The 15,342-nt window shown below is 53.6% G+C and carries 16 protein-coding genes and 1 other annotated feature; of the genes, 6 read left to right on the top strand and 10 right to left on the bottom strand.

The annotated features are described in order from the left end of the window. Positions 1-337: 337 nt before the first annotated feature. From clpB to rluD, 3 genes are all read right to left on the bottom strand, one after another. Positions 338-2,911 carry an ATP-dependent chaperone ClpB gene (clpB, locus tag ABU178_RS16040; RefSeq protein ID WP_397216665.1) on the bottom strand — a complete coding sequence of 858 codons (2,574 nt, stop codon included), beginning with the start codon at positions 2,909-2,911 and terminating at the stop codon, positions 338-340. A gap of 126 nt (positions 2,912-3,037) precedes the next feature. Next, on the bottom strand, positions 3,038-3,769 hold the full coding sequence (yfiH, locus tag ABU178_RS16035; protein ID WP_397216663.1) for a purine nucleoside phosphorylase YfiH: 732 nt from the start codon (positions 3,767-3,769) through the stop codon (positions 3,038-3,040). After that, a complete protein-coding gene (gene rluD, locus ABU178_RS16030; protein WP_397216661.1) occupies positions 3,766-4,746 on the bottom strand; it encodes a 23S rRNA pseudouridine(1911/1915/1917) synthase RluD in 981 nt (326 codons plus the stop codon). The genes yfiH and rluD overlap by 4 nt, the downstream gene beginning before the upstream one ends. A gap of 130 nt (positions 4,747-4,876) precedes the next feature. Here rluD and bamD point away from each other — a divergent pair, with 130 nt between their 5' ends. From bamD to pheA, 4 genes are all read left to right on the top strand, one after another. Further along, entirely contained in the window at positions 4,877-5,614 is a 738-nt protein-coding gene (gene bamD, locus ABU178_RS16025; RefSeq protein ID WP_397216660.1) for an outer membrane protein assembly factor BamD, read from the top strand. A gap of 267 nt (positions 5,615-5,881) precedes the next feature. After that, entirely contained in the window at positions 5,882-6,208 is a 327-nt protein-coding gene (gene raiA, locus ABU178_RS16020; protein ID WP_397216658.1) for a ribosome-associated translation inhibitor RaiA, read from the top strand. Between the two features lie 98 nt (positions 6,209-6,306). Next, positions 6,307-6,431 (top strand) — a sequence feature (Phe leader region). Next, positions 6,308-6,355: a pheA operon leader peptide PheL gene (pheL, locus tag ABU178_RS16015; RefSeq protein ID WP_125294913.1), complete on the top strand. Its 48-nt coding sequence runs from the start codon at positions 6,308-6,310 to the stop codon at positions 6,353-6,355. It overlaps the preceding feature by 48 nt. A 22-nt stretch (positions 6,432-6,453) precedes the next feature. Further along, on the top strand, positions 6,454-7,614 hold the full coding sequence (gene pheA, locus ABU178_RS16010) for a bifunctional chorismate mutase/prephenate dehydratase (RefSeq protein ID WP_397216656.1): 1,161 nt from the start codon (positions 6,454-6,456) through the stop codon (positions 7,612-7,614). 104 nt (positions 7,615-7,718) lie between these two features. Here pheA and tyrA read toward each other — a convergent pair whose 3' ends face one another. Together tyrA and ABU178_RS16000 are read right to left on the bottom strand one after the other, a co-directional pair. Beyond that, the gene (gene tyrA, locus ABU178_RS16005) at positions 7,719-8,840 is read right to left on the bottom strand and encodes a bifunctional chorismate mutase/prephenate dehydrogenase (RefSeq protein ID WP_397216654.1); all 1,122 of its coding nucleotides are present in this window, start codon (positions 8,838-8,840) and stop codon (positions 7,719-7,721) included. Between the two features lie 6 nt (positions 8,841-8,846). Next, positions 8,847-9,926 carry a 3-deoxy-7-phosphoheptulonate synthase gene (locus tag ABU178_RS16000; protein ID WP_397216652.1) on the bottom strand — a complete coding sequence of 360 codons (1,080 nt, stop codon included), beginning with the start codon at positions 9,924-9,926 and terminating at the stop codon, positions 8,847-8,849. 291 nt (positions 9,927-10,217) lie between these two features. Here ABU178_RS16000 and ABU178_RS15995 point away from each other — a divergent pair, with 291 nt between their 5' ends. After that, positions 10,218-10,760 (top strand): GNAT family N-acetyltransferase, encoded by a 543-nt coding sequence (locus ABU178_RS15995; RefSeq protein ID WP_397216651.1) that lies wholly within the window; start codon positions 10,218-10,220, stop codon positions 10,758-10,760. 101 nt (positions 10,761-10,861) lie between these two features. On the opposite strand, the gene rplS is transcribed toward ABU178_RS15995, so the two are convergent. The 5 genes from rplS to ffh all read right to left on the bottom strand — a co-directional run bounded on the left by rplS (position 10,862) and on the right by ffh (position 14,373). Continuing rightward, positions 10,862-11,209, bottom strand: coding sequence for a 50S ribosomal protein L19 (gene rplS, locus ABU178_RS15990; protein ID WP_031374778.1), 348 nt, complete (start codon positions 11,207-11,209; stop codon positions 10,862-10,864). A 42-nt stretch (positions 11,210-11,251) separates the two neighbouring features. Beyond that, a complete protein-coding gene (gene trmD, locus ABU178_RS15985; RefSeq protein WP_397216648.1) occupies positions 11,252-12,016 on the bottom strand; it encodes a tRNA (guanosine(37)-N1)-methyltransferase TrmD in 765 nt (254 codons plus the stop codon). A 35-nt stretch (positions 12,017-12,051) separates the two neighbouring features. Further along, a complete protein-coding gene (gene rimM / locus ABU178_RS15980; protein WP_397216646.1) occupies positions 12,052-12,600 on the bottom strand; it encodes a ribosome maturation factor RimM in 549 nt (182 codons plus the stop codon). Positions 12,601-12,618: 18 nt separating this feature from the next. Next, on the bottom strand, positions 12,619-12,867 hold the full coding sequence (gene rpsP, locus ABU178_RS15975; RefSeq protein ID WP_397216644.1) for a 30S ribosomal protein S16: 249 nt from the start codon (positions 12,865-12,867) through the stop codon (positions 12,619-12,621). A 144-nt stretch (positions 12,868-13,011) separates the two neighbouring features. Beyond that, positions 13,012-14,373 (bottom strand): signal recognition particle protein, encoded by a 1,362-nt coding sequence (ffh, locus tag ABU178_RS15970; protein WP_397216643.1) that lies wholly within the window; start codon positions 14,371-14,373, stop codon positions 13,012-13,014. 165 nt (positions 14,374-14,538) lie between these two features. Between ffh and ABU178_RS15965 the strand changes: the two genes are divergently transcribed. After that, positions 14,539-15,339: an inner membrane protein YpjD gene (locus tag ABU178_RS15965; protein WP_397216641.1), complete on the top strand. Its 801-nt coding sequence runs from the start codon at positions 14,539-14,541 to the stop codon at positions 15,337-15,339. The last annotated feature ends 3 nt before the right edge of the window (positions 15,340-15,342 follow it).

The following is a 15,342-nucleotide window of genomic DNA, read 5'->3' as shown; positions in this document are numbered from 1 at the left end:
GATTGTCTGATAAATTGTTAAAGAGCGGTGCGACCAGCGGGTTAACCGTCTGTCGCGAGGTGGCGTATATTACGCTACTCTCCTTCGGAGTCAACCACTTTTTTCAGCGATTTCCTCCGGCGGTTCAGCGTTTCCTGAACCTCTCAACCCGGTGGCTGTGAAGCCGTTGTTCCGTGTCGATGGAGGCGCATTATAGGGAGTTCGTTTTCCCTGACAAGCGCTATTTTAAAGTTTTTGCACAACCGCTCATTTTACAGGCAACCCGCTGCAATAACCATCAAAATCGTGTGAAGCAGCAAAGAAAACGGGCCCGAAGGCCCGTTCAAAGCAATGAATATTACTGATCAGCCACAATTGCTCCATCCTTCACATCCATATTGATGGTTTTACCAGGCACCAATGCTCCAGAAAGGATCTGCTGCGCCAGCGGGTTTTCGATCTGCTGCTGAATGGCGCGTTTCAATGGTCGCGCGCCGTATACCGGATCGTAACCATTCTCGCCCAAGACTTTTAACGCCTCGTCTGAAATGTGCAGCGCATATCCTCGTTCTTCCAGACGTTTATAAAGTCGCTGCAGCTGAATCTGCGCAATAGAAGCAATATGTTTTTCTCCCAGCGGATGGAACACGACGACTTCATCAATACGGTTAATAAACTCAGGGCGGAAATGGTGGCTGACAACTGTCATCACTAAATCTTTCATATCGGCATAATCCAGCTCGCCGAAACGCTCCTGAATCATGTCTGAACCCAGGTTCGAGGTCATGATCACGACGGTGTTGCGAAAATCGACCGTACGTCCCTGCCCATCCGTTAAACGGCCATCGTCCAGCACCTGCAGCAGAATGTTAAAGACGTCAGGATGCGCTTTTTCAACCTCATCCAGCAGAATGACTGAATAGGGTCGACGACGCACAGCTTCTGTCAAATAGCCGCCCTCTTCATATCCCACATATCCGGGTGGTGCACCCACCAGACGAGAGACTGAATGTTTTTCCATAAACTCCGACATATCAATACGAACCATTGCGTCATCGCTGTCGAACAGGAAATTAGCTAATGCTTTACAGAGCTCAGTTTTACCTACGCCGGTCGGACCAAGGAACAGGAACGAACCAATAGGACGATTCGGATCGGAAAGGCCGGCGCGGCTGCGGCGAATCGCATTGGATACCGCTTCAACGGCTTCATTCTGACCAATTACACGGCTATGCAGCTCCTGTTCCATACGCAGCAGCTTGTCACGCTCGCCTTCCATCATGCGGGCCACAGGAATGCCGGTCCAGCGCGCCAGTACATCGGCGATCTCTACGTCGGTAACGCGGTTGCGCAGCAGCTTCATGGTTTTGCCTTCTGACTGCGTGGCTGCAGCCAGCTGTTTCTCCAGCGCCGGAATTTTTCCGTACTGCAGCTCAGACATCTGCCCCAGGTCGCCTACACGTCGCGCCTGTTCCAGAGAAAGACGCGCCTGCTCCAGCTCCGCCTTGATATTTTGCGTGCCGGAAAGAGAGGCTTTCTCCGCCTTCCATTCCTCTTCCAGCTCGGCGTATTCACGTTCTTTCTGGTCAAGTTCGCTTTCCAGCATCTCCAGCCGTTTGATACTGGCCTCGTCAGACTCTTTCTTCAGCGCCTGCTGCTCCAGTTTTAGCTGAATGATTCGGCGCTCAAGGCGATCCAGCGGCTCCGGTTTAGAGTCAATCTGCAGACGGATGCTGGAGGCCGCCTCATCTATCAGGTCGATCGCCTTATCGGGCAGCTGGCGATCGGCGATGTAGCGATGCGACAACGTAGCGGCAGCGACGATAGCCGGGTCGGTAATCTGAACGTGATGATGCAGCTCATAACGCTCTTTCAACCCGCGCAAAATGGCGATGGTATCTTCCACGCTCGGCTCAGCCACGAACACTTTCTGGAAGCGACGCTCCAGCGCGGCATCTTTCTCAATATACTGACGATATTCGTCCAGAGTGGTTGCACCTACGCAATGCAGTTCGCCGCGCGCCAGCGCAGGTTTCAGCATATTGCCGGCATCCATCGCGCCATCCGCTTTACCGGCGCCGACCATGGTATGCAGCTCATCAATAAACAGGATGACGTTGCCCTCCTGCTTCGACAAGTCGTTAAGCACCCCTTTCAGACGCTCCTCAAACTCGCCGCGATATTTCGCGCCAGCCACCAGCGCGCCCATATCCAGCGCCAGCACGCGGCGACCTTTCAGTCCTTCCGGTACTTCACCATTGATAATACGCTGCGCCAGGCCTTCAACAATCGCGGTTTTGCCGACGCCCGGTTCGCCAATCAGCACCGGGTTATTTTTGGTACGGCGTTGCAACACCTGAATAGTGCGGCGAATCTCTTCATCACGCCCAATTACCGGATCGAGTTTGCCCTGCTCGGCGCGTTCGGTAAGATCGATGGTGTATTTTTTTAATGCCTGGCGCTGATCTTCAGCTCCCTGATCGCTCACGTTTTCTCCTCCACGCATTTGCTCGATGGCCTTGGTGAGTTTTTCATTGGTCGCGCCAGCGGATTTCAACAGATCCGCCAGCGAGCCACGTGAATCGAGGGCCGCCAGAACAAAGAGTTCAGATGATATAAAGTTGTCGCCGCGCTTTTGCGCCAGCTTGTCGCACAGGTTAAGCGCGCGCACCAGATCGGACGACGGCTGTACATCGCCTCCGGCGCCTTCCACCTGCGGCAGTCGATTGATTGCCTGCTCGATGCCGCTGCGTAATGCAGCTACATCAATACCGGCAGAAGATAACAGTGGACGGACCGATCCCCCCTCCTGGTTGAGCAGCGCGCTCATCAGATGCAAAGGTTCGATGAATTGATTGTCTTGCCCCAGCGCAAGTGACTGGGCGTCAGCAAGGGCGAGTTGGAATTTATTAGTAAGACGATCCAGACGCATGATTCCTCCCATGACAGGTCAAGGTGCTACTGGAGATTAAATGAGGTCATCCCTCAAATTTTCAAGGTTAATGACCTGTCAAAGTGAGCGAAAAATACGCTACCTGGATCGTCCTGAGGCGTAAGGTTATATCAGCCAGATCAAAGTTGCCATACGGCCGGTAGTGCCATCGCGTCGGAAAGAGAAAAAATCGTTGCTTTCACTGAAGGTGCAGCGCGCCTCAGCGCTGACAGAACGGATGCCTGCCGCCAGCATACGCTGACGCGCCAGCAGCCAGATATCCGCATAATATTTATTGCCTGCCGGGCGAAAAGCCTGTTCTGCCTGTGGATCCTGCGTCAGAAAAGCGTCGCGGACTTCTCCGCCCACTTCAAATGCCGCAGGCCCGATTGCCGGGCCAAGCCAGGCATAAATCTCCTGCGGCTCACAGTGAAATTGCGCCAGAGTCTTTTCCAGCACCCCGGCGCACAGGCCGCGCCATCCGGCATGTGCAGCAGCAACTTCGCTGCCGTCCGCGGAACAGAACAGCACCGGCAGACAGTCGGCCGTCATTACTGCGCATACCACGCCGGGTTCCCGCGTCACAGCGCTGTCGGCACGCAGCGGGGTCTGCCGCGCCGCGCTTAGCCTCGCCACTTCGGTGCCGTGCACCTGTTCCAGCCAGTGCGGCATAGCGGGAAGCTGCGCCAGCTCGACTAAACGCTGGCGGTTAGCTGCAACGGCGGCGGGCTGGTCGCCAACGTGTCCGCCAAGATTTAACGATGACCACGGCGCCGGGCTGACGCCGCCTGTTCGGGTAGTTGAACAGGCGCGCACGTTAGCTGGCGCGGGCCATTGAGGAATGATTAAGGCACTCACATCCAGTCCAGCTGATCGCGGAAGGTATGCGTATCGGCTTTCAACGCGTCGATCAAATCAACCATATCCTGCGGCAGCGGCGCATGCCATTCCATCTCGATACCGGTAATCGGATGATAGAGACGCAGCATTGTCGCGTGCAGCGCCTGGCGATCGAAGCCGCGCAGCGTGGCGATAAAGTCGTCGGAAGCCCCTTTCGGCGGACGCGGACGGCCGCCATATAGCGGATCGCCCACCAGCGGATGGTTAATATGCGACATATGAACGCGAATCTGGTGCGTGCGGCCCGTTTCCAGACGCAGACGCAGACGCGTATGCGCGCGGAAATGTTCCATGATGCGATAGTGAGTGACCGCAGGTTTACCCATCGGATGCACCGCCATATGGGTTCGCTTGGTGGAGTGGCGCGAAATGGGTTCCTCTACCGTGCCACCCGCCGTCATGGTGCCGATCGCAACCGCCTCATATTCACGGGTAATTTCGCGCAGCTGAAGCATCTCTACCAGATAGGTTTGCGCCGGGACGGTTTTCGCCACCACCATTAAACCGGTGGTATCTTTATCAAGGCGGTGTACGATACCGGCACGCGGCACGTCAGCAATCGCCGGGTAGTGGTAAAGCAACGCGTTCAGCACCGTACCATCCGGATTGCCTGCTCCCGGATGAACGACCAGGTCGCGCGGCTTGTTGATAACCAGAATATCGTCATCTTCATATACGATATCCAGAGCGATATTTTGCGCTTCCCAGCGTTGTTCTTCTTCAATTTCGGCGTTAATCGCCACATGCTCACCGCCGAGCATTTTCTCTTTCGGCTTGTCGATAACCGTACCGTTGACGGTGACGCGACGCGCGAGGATCCACTCTTTTATGCGGGAACGTGAATAATCAGGGAACAATTCCGCCAAAATTTGATCTAAGCGTTGCCCGAGTTGTGATTCGGATACCGTTGCGGTGAGTTGAACTTGTTGTGCCATAGACAGCTTCTTCGTTAACGTTGGGTTTTCACGGCGATGCCGTTTAATATAATGTGCTATCGTACCTGGTCATTACCGGGAGCTATACGGACAGCTTCCGCCATAACATTTTGAGGATAATCATTTCGTCATGACGCGTATGAAACATCTGGTGGCTGTCGCCACTCTGAGCCTGGCCTTGCTGGGTTGTTCCGGCTCACAGGATACAGTGCCGGACAGCCCGCCTTCTGAAATTTATGCTAACGCTCAGCAAAAGCTGCAGGACGGTAACTTTAAAGCCGCGATTAAGCAACTGGAAGCGCTGGATAACCGCTACCCGTTCGGCCCTTACGCCCAGCAGGTACAGCTGGATTTGATCTACGCGTACTACAAAAATGCCGATCTGCCATTGGCTCAGGCGGCGATTGCACGTTTCATGCGTCTCAATCCCACTCATCCGAACATCGACTATGTCATCTATATGAAAGGTCTGACGGATATGGCGCTGGATGATTCTGCACTGCAGGGCTTCTTTGGCATTGACCGTTCCGATCGCGATCCGACCCATGCCCGCGACGCTTTCCGGGATTTTTCTCAGCTGCTGCGCGGTTACCCCAACAGCCAATACGCTGCCGATGCGCAGAAGCGTCTGGTCTATCTCAAGGATCGTCTGGCGAAGTATGAACTTTCCGTGGCGCAATTCTATACCAAGCGCGGGGCCTATGTCGCTGTTGTTAACCGTGTGGAAGGCATGATGCGTGATTTCCCGGATACACAGGCCACGCGCACTGCTCTGCCGCTGATGGAAAATGCGTATCGTCAGTTACAGCTAAATGGCGAAGCGGATAAAGTGGCGAAAATTATTGCGGCGAACAATGCGGCGTCGTAAGTAAGATTGACGAATCTGGCAGCCAGCGGGCTGCCATTTTTTTGCCTGAAAATCAGGCAATAGCGTTTTTTTACGGCGGGGTTAACTTATCAATCATGTACCTGCCGTCGGGCTACTTCAAGTTTTTTACGATACTTTTTGTCGGTTTTGCACAAATCACCAACATTGACAAAAAGTGACGTTTTTTCGTGACGCAGATCACACAAATTAGCTCTCTGCACGGTATGCTGGCTCTACCAAGACGGAAATGACAGAGAGGTATGAATAATGATTCTGAACATTACCAGCAAACAAATGGAAATCACTGCGGCTATCCGCAATCATGTCCAGGAGCGTCTTACCAAGCTGGAAAAATGGCAAACCGATCTGATAAACCCGCACATAGTGCTTTCAAAAGAGCCAAAAGAATTTGTGGCCGACGCCACCATTAACACTCCTAACGGCACGCTCGTGGCCAGCGCAAAACATGAAGATATGTACGCCGCGATTAACGAACTTATTTCTAAGCTGGAACGCCAGCTGAATAAGGTGCAGCATAAAGGGGAGGCGCGTCGCGCGACCGCAGGCGTGAAAGATTTCATCCCGGCGGATTAAGTAAAGGATCCTGAAACAACGCGCCTGCGGGCGCGTTTTTTATTGACAGGGTTAAATCAGTACGGTTACTCTCAGGTCACTTTATCTCTGGAAATCATCATGAAACAACTGCCGTTTTTCTTCGCATTCTTTTTTACCTTCCCCTGAACGGGAGGCAATTCGTCATGTGAAAAGAAATGCGAAGACGAACAACAAAGCCTCCCAACCGGGAGGCTTTTTTATTGGACAGCTTACAGGTGAGCCTTATGAATCCCGATAATCCGTTACTGGCGCTGCGTGACAAAATCAGCGCTGTCGATGAAAAGTTACTGACGCTGTTAGCCGAGCGGCGTTCGCTGGCGATTGAAGTAGCCCAGGCGAAAATGGCCACGCACCGCCCGATTCGTGACGTTGAGCGTGAGCGCGCATTGCTGGAACATCTGATCTCTCTCGGCCAGAAACATCAGCTTGACGCGCACTACATTACCCGTCTTTTCCAGTTGGTTATCGAAGATTCAGTGCTGACTCAGCAGGCCCTGCTGCAAAAAAACCTTAACCATACCCATGCAGAGGCAGCACGTATCGCGTTTCTTGGACCGAAAGGATCTTACTCCCATCTGGCCGCGCGCAAATATGCGGCTCGCCACTTCGATAATATGGTCGAAAGCGGCTGTCTGAAATTTCAGGATATTATTCATCAGGTAGAGTCAGGACAGGCGGATTATGCGGTGCTGCCTATCGAGAATACCAGCTCCGGCTCGATTAATGAGGTTTACGATCTGCTGCCGCAGACCAGCTTGTCTATCATCGGGGAAATGACCATTCCTATTGAACACTGCGTGCTGGTAGCCGGAAACACCGACCTGCAGCAGATTGAAACGGTCTACAGCCATCCTCAACCCTTCCAGCAGTGCAGTCAGTTCATTAACCGTTATCCGCACTGGAAAATCGAATATACCGAAAGCACGGCCGCAGCAATGGAAAAAGTCGCCGCGCTTAACTCGCCAAAAGCGGCGGCGCTGGGCAGTGAAGCGGGCGGAGAGCTTTACCAGCTGCAGGTACTGGAGCGCAATCTCGCCAATCAGCAGCAGAATATCACGCGCTTCATTATCCTTGCGCGTAAGCCGGTTGATGTTTCTGAACAGGTGCCGGCGAAAACCACACTAATTATGGCGACCGGGCAGCAGGCCGGCGCGCTGGTAGAAGCGCTGCTGGTTTTGCGCCAGCATAATCTGATTATGAGTAAGCTGGAGTCGCGACCGATTAACGGTAATCCCTGGGAAGAAATGTTCTACATTGACGTGCAGGGCAATCTGCGCTCGGAGAGTATGCAGCAGGCGCTGCAGGAGCTGGGTAAGCTGACGCGCTCACTCAAGGTGCTTGGCTGCTATCCGGGCGAAAATGTGGTGCCAGTCGAGCCCCGCTGAAAAAGAAAGGCATCCTCAGGGATGCCTTTAAGATTTTGATAACTTGTCTGCGCGGGTTATCCGTGGTTTGTGTGTGCCAGCATCCTCAGTGACGCCTTCTCTGCTCAGGGGCGACTGTCGTTCGCCGATCGCAGCAGGCTGCGGCTTTCCAGCAAAAAGCGTTTGGCGTAATCGCCAAACCAGTGCTCGACGCGGCGGAAGCTGTCGATAAACGCCTGCTTATCGCCCTGCTCCAGCAGTTTAATCGCCTCGCCAAAACGCTGATAGTAACGTTTAATCAGCGCCAGATTGCTTTCAGAAGACATAATAATGTCCGCGTAAAGCTGTGGATCCTGCGCAAACAGGCGCCCCACCATCGCCAGCTCAAGGCGATAAATTGGTGATGAGAGCGACAGCAGTTGATCGAGATTGACGTTCTCTTCCGCCAGATGCAGGCCGTAGGCGAAAGTTGCGAAGTGACGCAGCGCCTGAATAAACGCCATGTTCTGGTCGTGCTCAACCGCGCTGATGCGATGTAAGCGCGCGCCCCACACCTGAATCTGCTCCAGAAACCATTGATAGGCTTCCGGCTGACGGCCATCACACCAGACAACCACCTGTTTCGCCAGGCTGCCGCTGTCGGGACCAAACATCGGATGCAATCCCAGCACCGGCCCGGCGTGGGCAGCAAGCATCGCCTGCAGCGGACGGTTTTTCACCGAAGCCAGATCGACCAGAATGCAATCTTCCGGCAGTTGCGGCAGCTGCGCGATCACCTGTTCGGTCAAATGAATCGGTACGCTGATGATTACCATACCGGCGTCGCTTAACAGTGATTTCGCGCGATCCCAGTCATTTTTATCGAGAATTTTGACCTGATAACCGGAAAGGGTAAGCATTTTTTCAAACAGACGTCCCATCTGACCATTGCCGCCGACGATTACCACCGGTCGCAGTGTCGGACAGAGCGTTTTGAAACCTTTGTCGTTTTCGCTGGAATAGGATTCGCGCATGACGCGACGCAGTACGTCTTCAATTAAATCGGGCGGCACGCCCAGCGCTTCCGCCTCTTTACGCCGTGACGCCAGCATCGACGCCTCACGTTCCGGCACATAAATCGGCAGACCGTAACGGCTTTTAACTTCCCCTACTTCGGCGACCAGCTCAAGCCGCTTCGCCAGCAGATCGAGCAGAGCCTTATCAACTTCATCAATTTGATCGCGTAGCGCGGTCAGTTCAGCAACCATTGCTTATTACACCTCGTGTGACAGACGCGCCGACAGCACTCCCTGCAGATCCTGATGGATCTCGCGCAGCAGCGTTTCCGTGGATTCCCAGTTAATGCAGGCATCGGTAACGGAAACGCCATATTTCATTTCGCTGCGCGGCTGTTCAGAAGACTGGTTGCCTTCATGGATATGGCTTTCCAGCATCAGGCCGATAATGGAGCGGTTTCCATCTTTGATCTGGGCGACAGCCGATTCGGCTACGCCGGGCTGACGGCGAAAGTCTTTATCAGAATTACCATGACTGCAATCTATCATCAAGGCCGGGCGCAGTCCCGCTTTCAGCATCTCTTTTTCACACCTGGCGACATCTTCCGGCCCGTAGTTTGGCGCTTTGCCGCCGCGCAGAATCACATGTCCGTCGGGGTTGCCCTGGGTTTGCAGCAGACAGACCTGCCCAGCCTGGTTAATTCCAACAAAACGGTGCGGCATGGCGGCGGCGCGCATGGCGTTAATGGCGGTGCCGAGGCTGCCGTCGGTGCCGTTTTTAAAGCCGACCGGCATAGAGAGACCAGACGCCATTTCGCGATGGGTTTGCGATTCGGTGGTACGCGCGCCGATAGCGGACCAGCTGAAAAGGTCGCCCAGGTATTGCGGGCTGTTGGGATCGAGCGCTTCGGTGGCGAGCGGCAATCCCATTTCCACCAGGTTAACCAGCAGCTGACGTGCGATGTGTAAGCCTGCTTCCATATCAAACGAGTTATCCATGTAGGGATCGTTGATCAGCCCTTTCCAACCTACGGTAGTACGGGGTTTTTCAAAATAGACGCGCATAACGATATAGAGCTGATCCTGCAACTGCTCAGAGAGGATCTTCAGACGACGCGCATAATCAAGAGCGGCTTCCGGATCGTGAATCGAACAAGGGCCGCAGACCACCAGCAGACGCGGATCGCGCCCTGCGATGATGTCAGAAATTGTCTGGCGGGAAGCGGCGATTTGCGCTTCCTGCTGCGCGGTGAGCGGAAATTTAGCTTTCAGCTCCTCCGGCGTGATTAAAATCTGTTCGTCGGCGATATGCACGTTGTTCAGCGCGTCTTTCTGCATGGTTACGATCCTTTTCACTCGTTAGGCGTTCGTCTGATCCTCAGTAAGGATGGGCATCACTCTATCACACATCGTAAAGGTTGCAATCCGTAGCTGTACACTTTTATTACCATAAGAATAAGCTCGCTTGATAATATTTATTTAAAACTATAAAATTCAATAAGTTATTTATCTATACTGCTATAATTAGATATTCTATATGTAAAATATTATTTACACATATCATGATTCCATCAAAACCGCGGCTCTTGTTACGCTAACTTTCTGTTATCGCTTTAATCTGGAATAAAAATGGCCGGAGAAAAACCTGTAATCCAACTGCGCGCGTTCACGTCTGCCGACATTCCGGCATTTACCCAGGCCGTAAATGCCTCGCTGGATACGTTGCTTCCCTGGATGACGTGGGCACATGAAAGTTATCGTGAAGAGGAAGCTGAGAGCTGGATCCACTTTACCCAGATGCAGCGAAAAGCGGGCCTGGCGGAAGAGTTCGCGATTGTGGATCAGCAACAGCGTTTACTGGGCGGCGCAGGTATCCGCTTCGCTCGCAACCGCGCCGAGTTTAGCGCAATTGGCTACTGGGTACGGAGCGATGCGCAACGACAGGGTGTCGCCACGCAGGCGGTCGCTCAGCTTGTTGCCCTGGGCTTTCAACGTCCCGGTGTTGAGCTGATAGAGATTCTGGCGGCGGAAGAGAACTGCGCCAGCCGTGCCGTTGCTGAACGCTGCGGCGCGCAATTTATTGACTGTCGCTACGGGCTGATCATTCTTGAAAGCGGCCCGGTCAATACGGCGATCTACCATATTCATCGCCATCATGGTGATAAACGCTGAGCCGCTGCAGCCAGTTTGTGGTCATCGTCATAAAAAAAGGGGTTGGCATCACGCCAACCCCTTGTTTGCTATTAACTTTAAGATGTCGCTTACGCGAGCTCTTAGTTAAGACGCTCTTTAATACGAGCAGACTTACCAGTACGCTCACGCAGGTAGTACAGTTTGGCTTTACGCACGGCACCACGACGTTTAACGGTAATGCTGTCGATTACCGGTGAGTGAGTCTGGAAGACACGCTCAACACCTTCGCCGTTAGAAATTTTGCGAACAGTGAATGCAGAGTGCAGACCGCGGTTACGAATAGCGATAACCACGCCCTCGAATGCCTGCAGACGTTTTTTAGAACCTTCAACGACCCATACTTTCACTTCTACGCTGTCGCCAGGGCGGAAGGAAGGTACGTCCTGCTTCATCTGCTCTTGTTCGATTTGCTTGATAATGTTGCTCATAATTAAATCTCTTATCCTGGGTAAACTGATATTTAGGGAAGATTACTCTTCCGCATCATCGTTTTGTTGCTGCTGATGTTCACGTTTGAACTCACTCAGCAACCTTGCTTGCTCTTCAGTCAGAGCCAGGTTTTCCAGAAGTTCAGGTCTTCTCAGCCAGGTACGGCCCAGCGACTGTTTCAGGCGCCAGCGGCGAATATCTGCATGGTTTCCTGACAGCAACACTGCCGGGACCTCCATGCCTTCTAACACTTCAGGGCGGGTATAGTGCGGGCAATCCAGCAGGCCATCCGAGAACGAGTCCTCTTCGGCTGACGCCTGTTTGCCCAGTACGCCAGGAATAAACCGGGCGACGGAGTCAATCAGCGTCATTGCAGGCAGTTCCCCACCGCTAAGCACGTAATCACCGATTGACCACTCTTCGTCAATTTCGGTTTTGATCACGCGCTCATCGATCCCTTCGTAACGACCGCATACCAGAATAAGCTTCTGATTGGTCGCCAGTTCGCAAACGCCCTGTTGGTCGAGTTTGCGCCCCTGAGGTGAAAGATAAATCACCTTAGCACCCTCTCCTGCCGCCGCTTTCGCTGCGTGGATGGCGTCCCGCAGGGGTTGCACCATCATCAACATTCCCGGTCCGCCGCCGTAAGGACGATCGTCTACGGTACGGTGTCGGTCATGCGTGAAGTCGCGAGGACTCCAGCTTTGAATGTTGAGCAGGCCGTTTTTTACTGCCCGGCCGGTTACCCCGTAGTCGGTAATAGCGCGAAACATCTCTGGAAAAAGGCTGATGACACCAATCCACATCGCGTTCGCCGTTTCGTTACCGTTTTGTCCGGAGATCAAAAACCAGGATCCCAATCTACTTCAATCGAGCCAGTATTGAGATCGACTTTCTTGATAACCTGTTCATCAAGAAACGGAATTAACCGCTCCTTCACACCGAATGCATCCTTCAGGTTTGCCTTAACGACCATCACGTCGTTCGATCCGGTTTCCATCATGTCGATGACTTTTCCCATCTCGTAGCCGTCGACGTTTACTACGTTGCAACCAATCAGGTCTTTCCAGTAGTAATCGCCATCCTGCAGCGCAGGCAGCTGCGTCGAGTCAACCAGGATTTCGCAATTGGTTAACTGTGCCGCCGCATCCCGATCGTCAATGCCTTTGACTTTGATGATCAGGTCCTGATTGTGGTGCTTCCAGCCTTCCAGTTCGACCTGCTGCCATTTGCCGGCAAGCTGGATGAACCAGGGCTGATAGTCAAAGATACTATCGGCGTCTTCGGTGGAGGAAAACACTTTGAGCCAGCCCCGAATGCCGTAAGCGGCCCCCATTTTGCCCAGTACCACAGGCTGCGCGGGAGGCTGTGCGGCAAGTTGTCTGCTCATGCTCACCACCGTGACAGATTAAGCTGCTTTTTTCGCTTCTTTGATCAGCGCGTTAACGCGATCAGAAAGCGTTGCGCCCTGGCCAACCCAGTGCTCGATACGGTCCAGATCCAGACGCAGATGTTCAGCCTGACCAGAAGCGATCGGGTTGAAGAAGCCTACGCGCTCGATGAAGCGACCATTACGTGCATTGCGGCTGTCAGTAACGACAACTTGATAGAACGGACGCTTTTTCGCGCCGTGACGTGCCAAACGAATTGTTACCATAACATCCTCTTCAGTTAATAAAACACCCGGCCCCCATCGAGGAACGGGGTCCGGGTGCCATATAAAAAGCCCGAAAATTTTACTCATTTTGGCGCAAAAAGCAACCTGATAGCGTAACCTTTCCGGCTTTTATTGTATAAGTGCTTAACGCCCCGGGAATCCTGGCGGCATCATGCCTTTCATATTGCGCATCATTTTCGCCATCCCGCCCTTCTTCATCTTCTTCATCATGCGCTGCATGTCGTCGAACTGCTTTAACAGGCGGTTAACGTCCTGCACCTGCATGCCGGAGCCGGTAGCGATGCGGCGCTTGCGGGAGCCCTTGATGATCTCCGGCTTCTCGCGCTCTTTACGCGTCATGGAATTAATGATCGCCTCCATACGCACCAGCACCTTGTCATCCATCTGCGATTTCACGTTATCCGGCAACTGGCCCATGCCGGGCAGCTTGCCCATCAGACTGGCCATGCCGCCCATGTTGCGCATCTGCTTCAGCTGCTCGAGGAAATCGTTGAGATCAAAGCCGTCGCCGGTTTTGAGTTTCTTCGCCAGCTTTTCCGCCTGTTCGCGGTCAACCTTGCTCTCGATATCTTCGATCAGCGACAGCACATCGCCCATGCCGAGAATACGGGAGGCGATACGATCGGGATAGAACGGCTCCAGCGCCTCGGTTTTCTCGCCGACGCCCATGAACTTGATCGGCTTGCCGGTGATATGACGAATCGAGAGCGCCGCACCGCCACGCGCGTCGCCGTCGACCTTGGTAAGGATCACGCCGGTCAGCGGCAAGGCTTCGTTAAAGGCTTTCGCGGTATTGGCGGCATCCTGGCCGGTCATGGCATCGACCACAAACAGCGTTTCAACCGGATCGATCGCGGCATGAACCTGTTTGATTTCGTCCATCATCGCTTCGTCAATGTGCAGACGACCAGCGGTATCCACCAGCAGCACATCGTAGAATTGCAGCTTTGCCTCTTTCAGCGCGTTTTTCACGATGTCGACCGGCTTCTGGCTCAGGTCGGAAGGACAAAAGTCAACGCCGACCTGCTGCGCCAGAGTTTCCAGCTGTTTGATCGCCGCCGGGCGATAAACGTCAGCTGAAACCACCAGCACCTTTTTCTTGTGCTTTTCACGCAGGAACTTACCCAGTTTGCCGACGCTGGTGGTTTTACCGGCGCCCTGCAGGCCTGCCATCAGCACTACGGCGGGCGGCTGCGCGGCCAGGTTCAGGGCATTGTTTTCTGCGCCCATCGCCTCAACCAGTTCGTTGCGGACGATTTTGATGAATTCCTGACCAGGGGTCAGGCTTTTGTTAACATCATGACCAACCGCGCGCTCTTTCACACGGTTGATAAACTCGCGCACCACCGGCAGCGCAACGTCCGCCTCCAGCAACGCCATACGAACTTCGCGCAGCGTTTCCTTGATGTTTTCTTCGGTCAGCCTTCCGCGGCCGCTGATATTGCGCAGGGTTTGCGACAAACGATCGGTTAAATTATCAAACATTGTCTCTCACTCAGAAAAATAGAGAGGCCGCCTGGGCGACACAATGCGGCGGATTATAACACGAAGCGCTGACGATCTCTGCAATTGCCCATCAGATCGTTTGGAGCAAAACCGCGCTGGCGCTATACTGCTTTTTCCTTATCTGACCGATACCTGACACGATTTATGTCCGTTTTTGCGCTAGTGGCACTGTTCGCCTATTCCCTGAGCCTTGCATTGATCATTCCCAGCCTGTTGAAACGTAACAGCGGCTGGCGACGAATGGCGGTGCTTTCCGCCTTCGTGGCGCTGGTATCGCATGCCATCGCGTTGCAGCAGCGTATCTTCGCCGCCGATAGCGGGCAAAACCTTAGCCTGCTGAATATCGGCTCGCTGGTAAGCCTGCTGATTTGTGCCATCATGACCATTGTGGCGTCGCGCAATCGCGGCTGGCTGCTGTTGCCGATTGTTTACAGCTTTGCGTTAATCAATCTGGCTTTTGCCACCTTCGTGCCGAACGCCTTTATTACCCACCTGGAAACCACGCCGGGCATGATGATTCATATCGGCCTTTCGCTGTTCGCCTACGCCACGCTGATTATCGCCGCGCTCTATGCGTTGCAGCTGGCATGGATTGACTATCAGCTGAAGCATAAAAGGCTGGTCTTTACCCAGGATATGCCGCCGCTGCTGAGCATCGAACGCAAGATGTTTCACATTACCCAGGTGGGCGTTGTGCTGCTGACGCTGGTGCTCTGTACCGGCCTGTTCTACATGCACAACCTGTTCAGCGCCGAGAATCTCGATAAGGCAGTGCTCTCTATTACCGCCTGGTTTGTCTATATCGTTTTACTTTGGGGACATTATCATGAGGGCTGGCGCGGTCGCCGCGTGGTGTGGTTCAACTGCAGCGGCGCATTGCTGCTGACAATGGCCTATTTTGGCAGCCGCATTCTTCAGCACCTGCTTACTTCATCCTCTCACTAAAAA

It is taken from the genome of Pantoea osteomyelitidis (genome assembly GCF_044342975.1).
Classification (GTDB): domain Bacteria; phylum Pseudomonadota; class Gammaproteobacteria; order Enterobacterales; family Enterobacteriaceae; genus Pantoea; species Pantoea osteomyelitidis.
The sequence above is the reverse complement of the archived record's forward strand: the minus strand, read 5'-3'. Positions and strand labels throughout refer to the sequence as shown.